This window comes from Microbacterium sp. SWDP-B6, from assembly GCF_059803615.1.
Genome location: NZ_JAPFGV010000004.1, coordinates 111,100 through 125,902, shown reverse-complemented (window position 1 = coordinate 125,902; position 14,803 = coordinate 111,100). Strand labels below are relative to the sequence as shown.

The following is a 14,803-nucleotide window of genomic DNA, read 5'->3' as shown; positions in this document are numbered from 1 at the left end:
GATATACCGCGGCGTCAGATCAGCCCGAGATCCTGAGCGCGCGCGACGGCGGAGTTGCGGTTGGGAACCGCCAGCTTTCGGTAGATGTGAGCCATGTGGGTCTTGATCGTGTTGGGCGACACGTAGCAGCGGGCGGCGAGCTCGATGTTGGTCATCCGGGTCGGCAGGTACGCGAGGATCTCGAGTTCGCGATCCGTGAGCTGCTCGGCCAGCTCGGGCGAGGATGCGCGGGCGCGACGGAGCAGGCTCGTCCGTTCCAGCACGGTGGCGCGGAACGGCGTCGGGGTGCCGGGGAGGTCGGAGATCAGACGCGTGACCTCGGGGCCCGCGCGCAAGAAAGCGGCGACCAGATCGTGCTGCGAGGCTAGGTCGAGGGCCCTGTGCATGGCGTCCGCGCCCGCGCCCGCGCCGCCCTCGCGGGCGTCGAGCCAGGAGCGGAGGATGAGCTGCTCCACGCCGGCGCGAGGCACCGACTCAGACGGCTCCGGGGAGACAGCATCGAGGTGGGCGCGAGCGAGATCGAGACGGTTGCGGGTGAGTGCGGCGGCGGTCGCCTCGAACACCAGAGGCGACCAGCGTCCTGCCGACGGATGACGCAATCCACCGTTCGACGAATGCGCGAGGCGCAGCGTGCGAGCCTCCTCGGCCTCGAGCGCCGCCGCGACGATCGGCGGCGGCGTCGACGGAAGCGGATCGACCGGGTCGACGACGTCTCCCTCGCTGAGAACCCTCGTGAGGTGCGCGATCCACATGAGCTGAGTGCGGTGGTTCGCGGAGGCGCGGAGTGCGCCCTCGTGCAGGGGCGTGGCGGCGGCGGACGGGGTGCCCCGCTCGATCGCTGCGAGCGCCGCGGCAAGGAAGGCTTCTGCCGGTGACGGATGTGCGAGCAGGCGGGTCTCGGCTGCGAGGTCCAGTGCCTCCTGCGAGATCGCCGCGGCAAGACGCAGCCGTCCGGCCCACGCCTCCAGCAGCGCGAGCGAGCCGAGGAGATGGATGCGGTACAGGCTGTACTGGGCCCCTGGCTCGGCCAGCGCCTCGTCGAATCGTCGTCGCGCGGCGCCGAGATCACCGGCGAGGAAGAGCGCGCGGCCCGCCGAGGTCAGCGAACTCGCGCGCAGCAGGTGCGGGTGCGTGAGACCCAGCAGCTCGGGCGTGCGCAGATCCGGATTCTCGCCGAGCAGCGTCACCGCTGATTCGGCGGCCTGCAGGGCGACGCGGGGATCAGGCCGGAACTGCACCCGCGCGGCGAGATACGTGTGGATGATCGCCGATCGGCCCGGTGTGAGGGTCGGCCGATCGGCCTGTTCGCGGAGCACGTCCTCGGCTCGGGCCGCATCCCCGTTCATCATCATCAGCATCCCGCGCAGGATCTCGACGTCAGGACGGGTCGCACGGAACTCTCCCGGCAGCGCATCCAGCCACCGGCTGACCGACACGGTGTCGTTGCGTTCGAGCATCTCGCGGCCGCATCCGGAGATGACGGTCGCCGCGCGCTCCCACGAGCCGGCTTCGAGAAGGTAGTCGATGGCCGACGACGCGTCGCCCCGTGCGATATGCCAGTCGGCCGCGGCCGTGAGGATCTCGGTCGCCGCTCCGGGGTGCTCTGCCTTCAAGCGGTAGCGCAGGAGCTCTCGGAACATCGGGTGGAAGCGGAACCACTCCCGTCTCCGATCGAGGGCGACGAGGAACATCGACTCTCTCTCGAGCTCCTCGAAGAGCGACGTCGCGTCGTCGACGGAGAGGATCGACTCGACGAGTTCTGCGGACATCCGGTCGAGGACCGAGAGGCGCAGCAGCAGTGATCGGCGCTCGGGAGGCTGTTGGGCCAGAGCCTGTTCGCTCAGATACTCGGAGATGAGGCGATCGGTGCCGCGCAGCTCCCTCGCGAACTGCTCCGGATCGGCTTCGCTGCGCAGACCGAGACCGGTCAGCACCACGCCGGCGGCCCACCCCTCGGTGCGCTCCATGACTGCTGAGAGAGTGCGGGGGCTGACGGGAGCGCCGATGATCCGTTCGAGCAGCGTCGCACTCGCGGCCTCATCGAGCGCAAGGTCGCTCTGTCGCAGCTCGATCAGCGAGTGGCTCAGCCGGTGACGCCCCCAGCCGAGGCCGTAGTCGATACGTGACGAGAAGATGAGGTGGGTGTGCTCGGGAACGTTGTCGGCGAGCCACCAGAGGTCTGGCAGCAGCGGCGATCCGGCGAGGTGCTGCAGGTCGTCGAGCACGAGCACGACCGGGGGATGCTCGCGGAAGACTCCGACGAGAGACTCGAGGACGGGGCGCCCGAAGGCTCGCGCGGTGACTGCGTGCGGTCGTCCGAGATCCGTCGTCCCATGGCCGGGAGGCAGCACCGCGCTCAGGAGATGGTCGAGGAGACGGCGCGGATCGCTGTCCGCCTGCTCCAGCCCGATCCAGTTGACACGCACGTCGGGGTGCGATGCCGCCCACTGCGACAGCAGCACCGTCTTGCCAGAGCCGGCCGGGGCCACGACGACGCTGAGGGGCGCGTTCAGCGTCGCGTCGAGTCGGCTACGCAATCGTGGTCGCTCGACGGCGTGGGCCGGCGGAGGAGGTATGGCTGTCATCGGCGATTCCGCTGTCAGTATGGCAGGGCGCGGTCGCATCATCCACAGCCGGTTCAGATCATCCGCAGAGGATGAGGACGGCCGTGATCCGCGCGTGCATCATGGGACGATCGCGCTCGCGCCGATGTTGCTCGCGCTCCAGAGAGGCTGCCGTCATGACCCGGGTCTTCGAAGTGCTCGTCCGAGGACGGATGAGCCCGCAGCTCGCACAGGCGCTGGACGGCTTCACGGTGCAGGACCGACCAGGCGGACTCACGAGCATCCTCGGACCGGTCGACGATCAGCCGCGCCTGCTGGGTCTTCTCGGAGCCTTCGACGACCTCCACATCGAGGTCATCTCGGTGAATCCCGTCCCCGCGGTGCAGGACGGGTCACCCGGGCAGGGTGACGCGGGCGCATCCTCACGTGGCTAGCTTCGGAGCTGGTACTCACCACCTCCGACCGAAAGGCATCGCGCATGTCCATCTGGGATCTCGTGGCCTGGTTCTTCTGGGCCTTCGTCTTCATCTCGTACCTCATGGTCGTCTTCACGATCATCGGCGACATCTTCCGAGACAGCTCTCTCAACGGGTGGCTGAAGGCGGTGTGGATCATCTTCCTCGTCTTCCTCCCGTTCCTGACATCACTCGTGTATCTCATCGCCCGCGGGCAGGGGATGGCGCAGCGGCGCGGCGAGCAGATCGCCGAACTGCAAGCGGCTCAGACCGCCTACATCCGGGAGACCGCAGGCTCTTCGCCGGCGGACGACATCACGAAGGCGCGGGGTCTGCTCGACTCGGGCGTGATCACCCAGGCCGAGTTCGAGACGCTCAAGGCGAAGGCGCTCGCGTCCTAGCCGATCCGGGGAGCGGCCGACGGGCGGAGGACGTCCGTCGACCACCTGGACGGGCGAGCCGCGTCACCCGAGAAGTGTGATGACCCCGTCGGGAGTCCGAGGCAGGCTGGAGGCCGACGAAGGGCGGGAGGCCGGGCATGACCGAACTGACCATAGGCACGATGACGGATGATGCGGGAACGTCTGTGCAGCTGGACGCACGCCGCTTCAACCGACATACGTTCTGGTGCGGCCAGAGCGGCAGCGGGAAGACATACGCGCTCGGCGTCGTGCTCGAGCAGCTCCTGCTGCACACCGAACTGCCGATGCTCATCCTCGATCCGAATGCCGACTTCGTGAGGCTGGCAGAGACGAGAGCAGGCGCTTCGACCGAGCATGCGGCCGCCATCGCGCAGACCGACATCCGCGTGTTCCGATCGGGTCACGGAGAGGGAGACAAGCTGCACGCCCGATACATCGATCTGTCTCCGGCCGCCAAGGCCGCGGTTCTGCAGATCGACCCGATCGCCGATGCCGAGGAGTACAACGTCCTGCTCCACTGGCCCGTCAGCACCACGGACTTCGACGCCGACGACATGCTGAGACAGTTCCGCGCGACAGGAGACCCGGCGCATATCCGGCTCGCGAATCGCATGGAGAACCTGCAGGTGCTCGAGTGGGACCTCTGGTCCAGAGGAGCCGGATCCGTAGTCGATGTGATCGCTGAAAGGCCGAGGGCCACCGTCCTCGACCTCGGGGGATTCGACCACCCCGCGGAGCCGAAGGTGGCGGCGCTCGCCGTGCTCGAGGCGCTGTGGATGCAGCGAGAGAGCCGTCGGCCGCTCCTCATCGTGATCGACGAGGCGCACAACCTCTGCTCACCCGAGCCGCGCACCGCCGTCGAGAAGGCTGTCACCGAGAGGCTCGTTCAGATCGCGGCCGAGGGACGCAAGTTCGGCCTCTGGCTCTTCCTGTCGACGCAGCGCCCGACCAAGATCCACCCCAACGTGCTCTCGCAGTGCGACAACCTCGGCCTCATGCGCGTGAACGCCCCGCGGGACATCGCCGAACTGGCGGACGTGTTCGGCTTCGTCGGGGAGGACGACATCCGCCGGGCCCAGGGATTCGCTCAGGGACAGGCGCTGTTCGCCGGTGGGTTCATCGCGCAGCCGACGTTCGCGCAGATGGGGGAGCGGCTGACCGAGGAAGCGGGCGCAGACGTGCGAGTACCGCTGCGCTCGTGACCGAGTGATCCGCGGTTCAGCGCCAGATGACCGCGATGCCTGCGTTGAGCGCCGTCAGGATGCCGACGAGCCAGAACATCGCGACGGGCACGGATCCGGATTTGCGCTGCTTCGAGGTGCCGATGCCGAGGAGCGCACCGATCACGAGGAGCACGACGAGCTTCGTGCCGATCTTGGCGTAGTTCATCTCGACGCCCTCGGGGAGACCCCACGGTGCTGCGAGTGCGAGGCCCGCGACCGCGGCGATCGTCATGCCGATGCTCATCAGACGGGTGAACTCGCGCTTGCCGCGAAGGCCTGCACCGCCCAGGCGCCGAAGAGCACGGCGAAGCCGATCAGGTGGACGAACAGAACGACATGACGCAGAGTCTCCATACCCTCACGCTAGGAGCACGCGAGGTGCTCGCGCCAGCAAGGGCAGGCTGACCTGTCAGCCCCGCAGTGCGCGCACGAGGAGCGCGGTGCGCAGCGCGGCATCCGCAGCCTCCGCGCCCTTGTCCTCCTTCGAGCCCTCGAGACCGGCGCGGTCGAGGCCCTGCTTCTCGTCGTCGAGCGTCAGCACGCCGAAGCCGACGGGCTTGCCCGCATCGAGCGAGACGCGGGTCAGTCCGTCGGTCGTCGCGGCCGAGACGTACTCGAAGTGCGGGGTTCCGCCGCGGATGATCACGCCGAGGGCGACGACGGCGTCCGCCCCGCCCGCGAACGCGGCCTGCGCGGCGAGAGCGAGCTCGAACGAACCCGGCACGCGCACGAGCCGGTATGCGGCGTCGGCCTCGTCGAGGACGCGCTGCGCACCGGCGATCAGGCCGTCGGTGATCACGTCATGCCACGTGCCGGCCACGATGACGACCTTCAGTCCGCGTCCGTCGATCTTCTCGGTCTTGGGTGCTCCTGCGCCGCTCATGCGTCGTCCTTCCGTCCGTCGGCAAGAGCCTCTGCGAGCTCCGCCTCTCCGATGATGTGACCCATCCGGTCACGCTTGGTCTCGAGGTACTGGTGGTTGTTGGGTCCGACGCCGACGATCAGCGGCACCTGCTCGACGACATCGAGTCCGAGGCCGCGCAGCTGATTCACCTTGTCGGTGTTGTTCGTCAGCAGGCGCACCTTCGACACACCGAGGTCGGCGAGGATTCCCGCCGCAGCCGCGTAGTCGCGGGCGTCGGCCGGGAGCCCCAGCGCGAGGTTCGCGTCGACCGTGTCGAGGCCCTCCTCCTGCAGGCTGTACGCGCGGAGCTTGTTGATCAGCCCGATGCCCCGGCCCTCATGGCCCCGCATGTAGATGACGACGCCGCCGTCCTGCTCGATCGCGTCGAGAGCGGCGTCGAGCTGGGGGCCGCACTCGCACTTGAGCGACCCGAACGCCTCGCCCGTCAGGCACTCCGAGTGCACCCGCACGAGAGCGGTCTCGCTCAGCTCGCCCGACACGACGGCGATGTGATCGGTGCCGGTCACCCTGTCTTTGTACGCCAGGAAGCGGAACGTGCCGTGCGTGGTGGGCACGGTCGCATCCGCGCGCAGGCTCACGCGCCTGCTGGCTCGTTCGGGAGACCAGCCGGTGGGGTCGGTCTCGTTGAGATGCGCGATGAGCTGCTCGATCGTGATGACCGGCACGCCGTCGCGCGCACCCAGCTCGATGAGCCCGGGAAGCCGCATCATGCTGCCGTCCTCGGCGACGACCTCGGCGATCGCGCCGACCGGGCGCAGACCCGCGAGCTTCATCAGGTCGACAGCGGCCTCGGTGTGACCGCTGCGCTCGCGCACGCCGCCGTCGACCGCGCGGAGAGGAAGCACATGTCCGGGGCGGATGATGCTCGTCGCGGTCGACTCGGGGTTGGCCAGGACGTTCAGCGTGTGGGCGCGGTCGTGAGCGCTGATGCCGGTGGTCACGCCCTCTGCCGCGTCGACGCTCACCGTGTAGGCGGTCGAGCGTGCGTCCTCGGATGCCGCGACCATCGGCTGCAGGTTGAGGTTGTCGGCGAGGTCGGCGGGCATCGGCGCGCAGATGAAGCCGGATGACCAGCGAACCGTCCAGGCGACCCATTCGGGCGTGGCGAGCTCTGCCGAGAGGATGACGTCGCCCTCGTTCTCGCGGTTCTCGTCGTCTGCGACGAGGACCGGTCGCCCGGCGCGGAGGGCCTCGAGGGCCTCGGGGATGGTGGAAAGGCTCATCGCGAGCCTCCTTCCGGTGCTGCCCTGAACGCCAGCAGACGTTCGACGTGCCGGGCGAGGATGTCGGTCTCGAGGTTCACGCGGTCGCCGACCGCACGCGAGCCGAGGGTGGTGGCGGCGAGAGTCTCGGGAATGAGCGAGATCTCGAACCAGTGGACATCGACGTCGACGGGGCTGACCGCGCTCACCGTGAGCGAGGTGCCGTCGACCGAGATGGAGCCCTTGTCGACGACGAGTGGCGCGAGGTCGTCTGGCAGCGAGATGCGCAGCACGCTCCACTGCTCGCCGGGGCGCACCTCGAGCACGCTGCCGACACCGTCGACGTGACCCTGCACGATGTGACCGCCGAGGCGGGCGCCGACCGGCATCGCCTTCTCGATGTTCACGCGAGTGCCGACGGTCGCTCCGCCGAGGGCGGCGACGTCGAGGGTCTGCTTCATCACGTCGGCGTCGAACGTGTCGGCTGTCGAATCGACGACCGTGAGGCAGACGCCGGAGACCGCGATGGATTCGCCGTGCACGGCGTCGGACACAGCTCTGGGGGCCCTGACCGTCAGACGCCACCCGTCTCCGGCGGGCGCGATCGCGGTGATCTCGCCGATCTCCTCGATGATTCCGGTGAACATCAGGCGGCTCCTTCTTCGGTGGTGAGCACGGGGTGTGCGACGGCGAGCAGGTCTGCACCGAGGGGCAGCCACTCCTCGATCGTCAGGCGTCGGGCGGCGTCGATGGTGTCGACGCCGATGTCGGTGAGCGCCAGTCGATCGCCGCCGAGCAGCACGGGAGCGACGTAGGCGAGCACGCGGTCGGCGAGTCCGGCTGCGATGAACGCGCTCGCCAGGGTCGGACCCCCTTCGACGAACACGCTCTGGACGCCGCGTGAATGCAGGTCGGCGAGCACGGCGCTCAGGTCGTGCGTGTCGAAGAAGAGCGGTGTCTTCGGGTGCCGACGGATCGACGCGTCGTCGGGGGTCGAGCGCGAGCCGATCACGACCGGAATCGGCTGCCGGTCGTAGAGCAGGTCGCCGTCGCGGGCCGTCAGCGAGGGGTCGTCAGAGAGCACGGTGCCGGTTCCGACGACGATCGCATCCGCAGCGGCTCGACGTCGATGGACGTCGGCCCTGGCCTGCGGTCCGGTGATCCACTGGCTGCTGCCGTCGGATGCCGCAGCCCGACCGTCGAGGGACTGGGCCCACTTCACCGTGACGTGCGGGCGCCCCAGACGCTGAGCGGTGAGCCAGTCCCCGATGATCGCGTGCGCGGCATCGGCCTGTTCGCCCGAGTCGACGCTCACCCCCGCGGCGCGGAGACGCTCGCCGCCGCCGCCCGAGACCTCGCCCGGGTCGTCGAGTGCGTAGACGACGCGCGAGACGCCCGCGTCGATGAGCGCGACGGCGCACGGGCCGGTTCGCCCTGTGTGGTTGCAGGGTTCGAGGGTGACGACAGCGGTCGCGCCGTCGGCCGCGCCGGGTGCGAGCTTCGAGAGCGCATCGACCTCGGCGTGCGGCGTGCCTGCGCCGTGGTGCCAGCCTTCGGCGATGATCTCGCCCTCGGGGGAGAGGATGACGGCACCGACCTGAGGGTTCACGCCCCGTGGGCCGAGCGTCGCGAGCTCGAGCGCACGGGTCATCGCCCGCCGTTCCGCCTCGTTCACTGCCATCCGTGGTCCTCTCTGAGGCTCCGGGGATTCTCCTCGGGAGGAGACGTCGACAGAACGCGCGCGCGGCGGCGCACCGTGCTGCCTCCCTTCCGGACTAGCGAGGCTGGGCCTCGCACCACCGTCGGTCCCGGAATTCCACCGGATCGGCACCTCGGAGAACCGAGACGCTCGCGGACTGTCACCGCCGGTTCGGATTCTCACCGACCCCGGAGCACGTTGATGCTCTGAGTGTACTCAACACATCCGACTGCGTTTCATTCCGCGTCGAAGTGCTACTTGAGCAGCCGCGACAGGCGGCGATCGGCGAGCGGCTTGCCCCCGGTCTGGCAGGTCGGGCAGTACTCCATCGAGCGGTCGGCGAAGAAGACGCTGCGCACGGTGTCGCCGCACACCGGACACGCCTCGCCGCGACGGGCGTGCACCTGCATACCCCGGCGCTTCGCGTCTTTGAGGTCGGCCGGCGGCTTGCCGGAGGCCTCGGCCACGGCATCCGTCAGCGTCGTCCGCATGGCGGCGTACAGCCGATCGATCTCGTCGCCGCTCAGCGTGGCGGCGATCGCGTACGGCGACATGCGCGCGGCGTGCAGGATCTCGTCGGAGTAGGCGTTGCCGATCCCGGCGATCACGCTCTGGTCGCGCAGCAGCCCTTTGATCTGCGTCCGCCGGCCGTCGAGCAGCCCGGCGAACACATCACGCGTGAAGGTCTCCTCGAGTGGATCCGGGCCGAGGCGGGCGATGCCGGGCACCTCTTCCGGGTCGCGGACGACATAGACGGCGAGCGACTTCTTCGTGCCCGCCTCGGTGAGGTCGAAGCCGCTCTCGTCGTCGAGGCCCACCCGCACGGCGATGGGTGACTTGCCGGGCTTGATGAGCGTCGTCGGCAGTGTCTCGTACCACCGCAGCCAGCCTGCCTTGGCGAGATGGAACACGAGGTGCAGGTCGTCGCCGCACGAGAGCACGATGAACTTGCCTCGGCGAGATGCTGCGGTGATCTCTGCCCCGTGCAGAGCCGTGTTGGGCGGGTCGTAGGTCTTCAGAGCAGCTATCGCGCCCACGCTCGTCCGGACGATCGTGCGCCCCACCGTGCGTTCGGCGAGAAAGGCGGTCAGGCCCTGGACCTCCGGCATCTCAGGCATGCGCTCATCCTGCCACCGACGTCGGACACGCGGCTAGGGCGCTTCCTCAGAGGATCGGCCAGTCCACCGGGGTGCGATCGTCGGTCGCGAGGAGCCCGCCGAACCATCCGTCATCACGCCCGCGGTCGCTCGTGAGCGCTTGTCGCCCCAGACCCTCATACCGGAACCCGAGGGCGCGGGCGGCTCGGGCCGACGGGACGTTGCCCGCGACCGCACGCCAGCCGAGGCGGGCGAGGCCGAGCTCGTCGAACGCCCAGTCGACGACGGCGCGCGCAGCCTCGACGAGGTAGCCGTTGCCGCGGGCGGATGCCGTGACCCAGTAGCCGATCTCGGCGTCCCCGCCGGTCGAGTGCTCGACGATGCGGTGCAGTCCGATCGAGGCCACCAGCTCGTCGTCGCGATAGGTGCACCAGATCGCCTGACTGCCATCGGCCCACCACTCGCCGATCAGGCGGACGTACCCTTCGCCGTGCTCGCGCGTGTACGGGCTCGGCACGGTGGTCCATCGAGGGATCTCCGGATCCTGACAGGCCGCGGTGATCGCGTCGATGTCGGACTCGTCCGGCACGTGCAGGACGAGGCGCTCGGTGGTGAGAGTGACCGGTTCCATCCCGGCATCCTACGGGTCTCGCAGCGCGGGTCCGGGACGATCCCGATGCCGGTGTCTGCGGCCGCGGCTAGGCTTGTCCGGTGACTGTGCCGGGGATTCTGCGCGCCTTGGAAGAGGCATCTCTTTTTCGTGACGCCCTGACGTGGGCCCAGACCGATGCCGATCTCGGCCTGGTCGACGGACTCGACGCTCCGGCGCTCGCGGGTCTGCTCGAGAAGCGCCGGGCAGCGGGGCATCCCGCCGCGCTCCTGACCGTCGTCCCGACGGGCAGGCGGGCCGAGAGTCTCGCTGCCGCGCTCACCGCGTACATCCCCGATGCCGAGGTCGTGACCTTCCCCGCGTGGGAGACGCTGCCGCACGAGCGACTCAGCCCCAGCACCGACACGGTGGGTCAGAGACTGCAGACCCTGCGTCGCATCGCGGAATGGTCGGGCGATCACCCCCTCGTCGTCGTGGCCTCCGTGCGAGCCGCCCTCCAGCCGATCGCTGGCAACCTCGGTGAGATCGCGCCTCTCGAGCTGCGCACCGCGAGCCGCGGTCACGAACTCGACCACGTCGTCGAGCAGCTGGTCGAGCGCGCCTATTCGCGCGTCGACATGGTGTCGCGCCGAGGCGAGTTCGCCGTCCGAGGCGGCATCCTCGATGTGTTCCCCCCGATCTCGGAGCATCCGTTCCGCGTCGAGTTCTTCGGCGACGAGATCGACCAGATCCGCTCGTTCTCCGTCGCTGATCAGCGCTCGCTCCCGGGCGACGTCGACGGCGTCGATCTGCCGCCGAGCCGCGAGCTGCTGCTGACTCCTGACGTTCGCGATCGCGCGCGAGCGCTGATCGGCGGGTTCCCGGCGATCGCGGGGATGCTCGAGAAGATGGCCGAGGGAATCCCGGTCGAGGGCATGGAGTCTCTTCTTCCGGCGGTCTCCGGTCCGCTGAAGTCGCTCGCGGAGTACCTGCCCGAGGGTGTCGCGACGGCCGTCGTCGACCCCGAGCGGTCGAGCGCCCGTGCGATCACACTGGGCGAGACCAACCGCGAGTTCCTCGACGCGGCCTGGAGCGCGGCGACCTCCGGCGCGTCGGCCCCCATCGATCTCGGCGCCGGCGACTTCCTCACCATCGCCCGGCTGCGCGAGGTCGTCCGCGATCGCGGTGGCGTCTGGTGGCGACTGAGCCCGTTCTCGATGGGCGGCGAGGACGCCGAGACCATCGACGCCTCGGTCATCCCGTCGTTCCACGGCAACGTCGACGGCGCGATCTCGTTCGTCGAGGCGAAGGTCGCAGACGGCTGGCGGGTCGTCGTGATCGCCGCCGGAGCGGGCCTCGTCGACCGTGCCCGCGACGTGCTGTCCGACCGAGGGATCGCCGCCCGCATCGTGTCCGAGCTGACCGACGCGCCCGACACCGGCGTTGCGACTCTCGTCACCGGCTCGGTCGAGGCCGGATTCCAGATCCCCGAGGCCAAGCTCGCCGTCCTCACCGACAACGAGTTCTACGGGCGCACGATCGGCGGAGACCAGCGCGTCGTCAAGAAGCTCGCGTCGCGTCGCAAGAACGTCGTCGATCCGCTGCAGCTCAAGCAGGGCGACTACGTCGTGCACAACACGCACGGCATCGGCCGATTCGTCGAGATGACGCAGCGCGAGGTGTCGACCGGCGGGCGCAACGCGACGAAGTCCGTGCGCGACTATCTCGTGCTCGAGTACGCCCCGTCGAAGCGCGGTTATCCCGGCGACAAGCTCTACGTGCCCACCGATCAGCTCGACCTGCTCTCGAAGTACGTCGGCGGCGAGGGGCCGACCCTGTCGAAGATGGGCGGCAGCGACTGGTCGCAGGCGAAGGGCAAGGCTCGCAAGGCCGTGCGCGACATCGCCGTCGAGCTGGTCAAGCTGTATTCGGCGCGGATGAGCGCGAAGGGTCACGCGTTCGGCCCGGACACGCCCTGGCAGCGCGAGCTCGAAGAGGCGTTCCCGTTCGCCGAGACCCTCGATCAGCTGCAGACCATCGACGAGATCAAGGCCGACATGGAGCGGCCGATCCCGATGGACAGGCTGCTGTCGGGCGACGTCGGCTTCGGTAAGACCGAGGTCGCCGTGCGCGCGGCGTTCAAGGCGATCCAGGACGGCAAGCAGGTCGCGATGCTCGTGCCGACGACGCTGCTCGTCAAGCAGCACCTCGAGACGTTCACCGAGCGCTTCGCCGGATTCCCCGTCAAGGTGCGTCCGCTGTCGCGCTTCCAGACCGACAAGGAGGCGCGTCTCACTCTCGACGGCCTGCTCGACGGCACGGTCGACATGGTGATCGGCACCCACCGCATCCTCACCGATCAGGTCATGTTCAAAGACCTCGGCCTGATGATCATCGACGAGGAGCAGCGCTTCGGCGTCGAGCACAAGGACACCCTCAAGAAGATGAAGACGAATGTCGACATCCTCGCGATGAGCGCGACGCCCATCCCGCGCACGCTCGAGATGGCTGTCACGGGCATCCGCGAGATGTCGACGCTCGCGACGCCGCCGGAGGACCGGCATCCGATCCTCTCGTTCGTCGGACCCCGCAGCGACAAGCAGATGGCGGCGGCGATCCGTCGAGAGATCCTGCGCGAGGGTCAGGTGTTCTTCGTGCACAACCGCGTGCAGTCGATCCAGCGCGTCGCTGCCCAGCTCGCCGAGCTCGTGCCCGAGGCGCGCATCGCCGTGGCGCACGGTCAGATGGGCGAGCACGCGCTCGAGCAGGTCGTCGACGACTTCTGGGAGCGCAAGTTCGACGTGCTCGTCTCGACCACGATCATCGAGACGGGTCTCGACATCGCGAACGCGAACACGATCATCATCGACAGGGCCGACAAGTACGGGCTCAGCCAGCTGCACCAGCTGCGCGGACGTGTCGGTCGAGGTCGCGAGCGCGCCTATGCGTATTTCCTCTACGACGAGATGAAGCCTCTCAGCGAGACGGCGGCCGACCGCCTCCAGACGATCGCCGTCAACAACGACCTGGGGTCGGGAATGCAGGTCGCGCTCAAAGACCTCGAACTTCGAGGCGCCGGCAACCTGCTCGGCGGTGAACAGGCCGGACACATCGCCGGGGTCGGATTCGACCTCTACCTCCGGATGATCGGCGAGGCCGTCGCGACGTTCCGTGGCGAAGACGTCGAGTCGGGCCAGGAGCTGCGCCTCGAGCTGCCGTTGGACGCGCGCATCCCCGAGTACTACATCGACAGCGAGCGACTTCGTCTCGAGGCATATCAGAAGCTGTCAGCGGCGTCGACGGCGACGGCGAAGGACGACGCGATCGATCTCGTCATCGACGAGCTCACCGACCGCTACGGCACCCCTCCCGACGAGGTCACGGGCCTGATCGCGGTCTCCCGCCTTCGCCGTCGTGCAGCCAGAGCCGGGCTCTCCGACGTCGTGGTCATGGGCTCGAACCTGCGCATCGCACCGGCTCGACTCGAGGACTCGATCAAAGTGCGCCTGCAGCGGCTGTACCCCAAGGCGAAGCTGGTCGGCGGGGGCGAGGCGCTCGTCGTGCCGATGCCGACAGTGCCCGCCGCCGTGGGAGTGGGACTCGAACCGCTGCAGGCGGCCGAGCTGCTCGACTGGGTCGACCAGCTCTTCACAGCGATCTTCCCCGAGCCGGCGAAGGTCGGGTGACGGGAACCGGCTACAGCGAGAATCCGCCGTCGGTGGTCAGCACCTGGCCGACCACCCACGAGCCGGCGTCCGTGCACAGCCAGCCGATCAGGCGGGCAGGGTCGTCGGGGCGACCGACACGGCCGAACGGCGTGCCCGCGATCCAGTCCTCGACGCCCGACAGATCGCGATCCGTGGTGTCGGCATCGAGGTAGCCCGTGTTCACCGGACCCGGATTGACGGTGTTCAGCACGATCCCGACATCGAGCAGCTCGGCCGCAGTCGAACGGGTGATCCCCGCGAGCGCGGCCTTGCTCGTCGCGTACGAGATCTCGCCGCGCATCGCCCCGTGCCCCTGACCCGAGGTCATCCAGACGACGTGAGCGGTTGGCTTCTCGAAGGGGCCGAGCGACGGGATGCTGTCGCCGGGGCGACCGACCGGAGTCTCTGCACCGCCGAGTTCTCGGCGTACTCGATTCGCCAGCCCGGCTGTGAGCAGCAGCGAGGCGCGGGTGTTGGCCTGCCAGTGCGCGTCGAGTCGGTCGGCGGTCATGTCGAAGATCGTGCCGTCGCCGCCGCTCATCGCCTGGTTGCAGATGACGATGTCGAGCCGACCCGAGAGCGCTGATGCCGCGTCGAGCAGAGGGTCGATGCTGGCCGGGTCGCGGAGATCCGCCTGGGCGTCGCCCATCACGGCCCCGGATGCGAGGGAGTCGTGGATGCCGGCGCGAACCGCGTCGAGGTCGTCCCCGCCCCACGGGTGGTCGAGATCATGGGGGCGGAAGTGGTGGAAGAACACGTTCGCGCCGAGAGACGCGAGCGTCGTCGCGGTCGCGAATCCGATGCCGCGTCTGCGGGAGACGCCGGTCACCAGAGCAGTGCGTCCGAACAGGGGAAGGTCGTGGGAGTGCATGGCGATGCGCCTTTCGATCGATGGAGCCCCGGGCACGCCGAACGGCGGT

12 protein-coding genes, 1 pseudogene and 1 riboswitch are annotated in these 14,803 nt (G+C 68.9%); of the genes and pseudogenes, 4 read left to right on the top strand and 9 right to left on the bottom strand.

Translation table 11 applies throughout. The features are described 5' to 3' along the window. Positions 1–14 precede the first annotated feature (14 nt). On the bottom strand, positions 15–2,537 hold the full coding sequence (locus tag OPU70_RS07890; RefSeq protein WP_498557475.1) for a winged helix-turn-helix domain-containing protein: 2,523 nt from the start codon (positions 2,535–2,537) through the stop codon (positions 15–17). A 203-nt stretch (positions 2,538–2,740) separates the two neighbouring features. Between OPU70_RS07890 and OPU70_RS07885 the strand changes: the two genes are divergently transcribed. From OPU70_RS07885 to OPU70_RS07875, 3 genes are all read left to right on the top strand, one after another. After that, the gene (locus OPU70_RS07885) at positions 2,741–2,998 is read left to right on the top strand and encodes a DUF8691 family protein (RefSeq protein ID WP_498557474.1); all 258 of its coding nucleotides are present in this window, start codon (positions 2,741–2,743) and stop codon (positions 2,996–2,998) included. A gap of 44 nt (positions 2,999–3,042) precedes the next feature. Next, positions 3,043–3,420: an SHOCT domain-containing protein gene (locus tag OPU70_RS07880; protein WP_042542094.1), complete on the top strand. Its 378-nt coding sequence runs from the start codon at positions 3,043–3,045 to the stop codon at positions 3,418–3,420. Between the two features lie 137 nt (positions 3,421–3,557). Then, on the top strand, positions 3,558–4,643 hold the full coding sequence (locus tag OPU70_RS07875; protein WP_498557473.1) for an ATP-binding protein: 1,086 nt from the start codon (positions 3,558–3,560) through the stop codon (positions 4,641–4,643). 16 nt (positions 4,644–4,659) lie between these two features. Here OPU70_RS07875 and OPU70_RS07870 read toward each other — a convergent pair. The 7 genes and pseudogenes from OPU70_RS07870 to OPU70_RS07840 form a co-directional block, all read right to left on the bottom strand. Further along, a pseudogene (locus OPU70_RS07870) lies at positions 4,660–5,018 on the bottom strand (Fe-S protein). A gap of 55 nt (positions 5,019–5,073) precedes the next feature. Next, positions 5,074–5,547, bottom strand: a complete 474-nt coding sequence (gene ribH / locus OPU70_RS07865; RefSeq protein ID WP_056376023.1) for a 6,7-dimethyl-8-ribityllumazine synthase — start codon at positions 5,545–5,547, stop codon at positions 5,074–5,076. Next, entirely contained in the window at positions 5,544–6,812 is a 1,269-nt protein-coding gene (locus OPU70_RS07860; protein WP_042542090.1) for a bifunctional 3,4-dihydroxy-2-butanone-4-phosphate synthase/GTP cyclohydrolase II, read from the bottom strand. The genes ribH and OPU70_RS07860 overlap by 4 nt, the downstream gene beginning before the upstream one ends. Continuing rightward, positions 6,809–7,438, bottom strand: coding sequence for a riboflavin synthase (locus OPU70_RS07855; protein WP_042542089.1), 630 nt, complete (start codon positions 7,436–7,438; stop codon positions 6,809–6,811). The genes OPU70_RS07860 and OPU70_RS07855 overlap by 4 nt, the downstream gene beginning before the upstream one ends. Beyond that, the gene (gene ribD, locus OPU70_RS07850; RefSeq protein ID WP_498557472.1) at positions 7,438–8,472 is read right to left on the bottom strand and encodes a bifunctional diaminohydroxyphosphoribosylaminopyrimidine deaminase/5-amino-6-(5-phosphoribosylamino)uracil reductase RibD; all 1,035 of its coding nucleotides are present in this window, start codon (positions 8,470–8,472) and stop codon (positions 7,438–7,440) included. Before ribD ends, OPU70_RS07855 begins: the two co-directional genes overlap by 1 nt. A 72-nt stretch (positions 8,473–8,544) precedes the next feature. Then, positions 8,545–8,690: riboswitch (FMN riboswitch) on the bottom strand. Between the two features lie 54 nt (positions 8,691–8,744). Continuing rightward, complete coding sequence (locus tag OPU70_RS07845; protein WP_079112483.1) at positions 8,745–9,608, bottom strand: Fpg/Nei family DNA glycosylase; 864 nt, start codon at positions 9,606–9,608, stop codon at positions 8,745–8,747. 46 nt (positions 9,609–9,654) lie between these two features. Further along, a complete protein-coding gene (locus tag OPU70_RS07840; protein ID WP_498557471.1) occupies positions 9,655–10,218 on the bottom strand; it encodes a GNAT family N-acetyltransferase in 564 nt (187 codons plus the stop codon). Between the two features lie 80 nt (positions 10,219–10,298). Here OPU70_RS07840 and mfd point away from each other — a divergent pair, with 80 nt between their 5' ends. Further along, on the top strand, positions 10,299–13,862 hold the full coding sequence (mfd, locus tag OPU70_RS07835; protein WP_498557470.1) for a transcription-repair coupling factor: 3,564 nt from the start codon (positions 10,299–10,301) through the stop codon (positions 13,860–13,862). Between the two features lie 10 nt (positions 13,863–13,872). Here mfd and OPU70_RS07830 read toward each other — a convergent pair whose 3' ends face one another. Further along, entirely contained in the window at positions 13,873–14,754 is an 882-nt protein-coding gene (locus OPU70_RS07830) for an SDR family oxidoreductase (RefSeq protein WP_079112485.1), read from the bottom strand. Positions 14,755–14,803 lie beyond the last annotated feature (49 nt).

Excerpts from the sequence above, each read along its gene's own strand:
- OPU70_RS07885 (WP_498557474.1), top strand. The coding sequence starts at position 2,741 with ATGACCCGGGTCTTCGAAGTGCTCGTCCGAGGACGGATGAGCCCGCAG.
- OPU70_RS07880 (WP_042542094.1), top strand. The coding sequence starts at position 3,043 with ATGTCCATCTGGGATCTCGTGGCCTGGTTCTTCTGGGCCTTCGTCTTC.
- OPU70_RS07875 (WP_498557473.1), top strand. The coding sequence starts at position 3,558 with ATGACCGAACTGACCATAGGCACGATGACGGATGATGCGGGAACGTCT.
- ribH (WP_056376023.1), bottom strand. The coding sequence starts at position 5,547 with ATGAGCGGCGCAGGAGCACCCAAGACCGAGAAGATCGACGGACGCGGA.
- OPU70_RS07860 (WP_042542090.1), bottom strand. The coding sequence starts at position 6,812 with ATGAGCCTTTCCACCATCCCCGAGGCCCTCGAGGCCCTCCGCGCCGGG.
- OPU70_RS07855 (WP_042542089.1), bottom strand. The coding sequence starts at position 7,438 with ATGTTCACCGGAATCATCGAGGAGATCGGCGAGATCACCGCGATCGCG.
- ribD (WP_498557472.1), bottom strand. The coding sequence starts at position 8,472 with ATGGCAGTGAACGAGGCGGAACGGCGGGCGATGACCCGTGCGCTCGAG.
- OPU70_RS07845 (WP_079112483.1), bottom strand. The coding sequence starts at position 9,608 with ATGCCTGAGATGCCGGAGGTCCAGGGCCTGACCGCCTTTCTCGCCGAA.
- OPU70_RS07840 (WP_498557471.1), bottom strand. The coding sequence starts at position 10,218 with ATGGAACCGGTCACTCTCACCACCGAGCGCCTCGTCCTGCACGTGCCG.
- OPU70_RS07830 (WP_079112485.1), bottom strand. The coding sequence starts at position 14,754 with ATGCACTCCCACGACCTTCCCCTGTTCGGACGCACTGCTCTGGTGACC.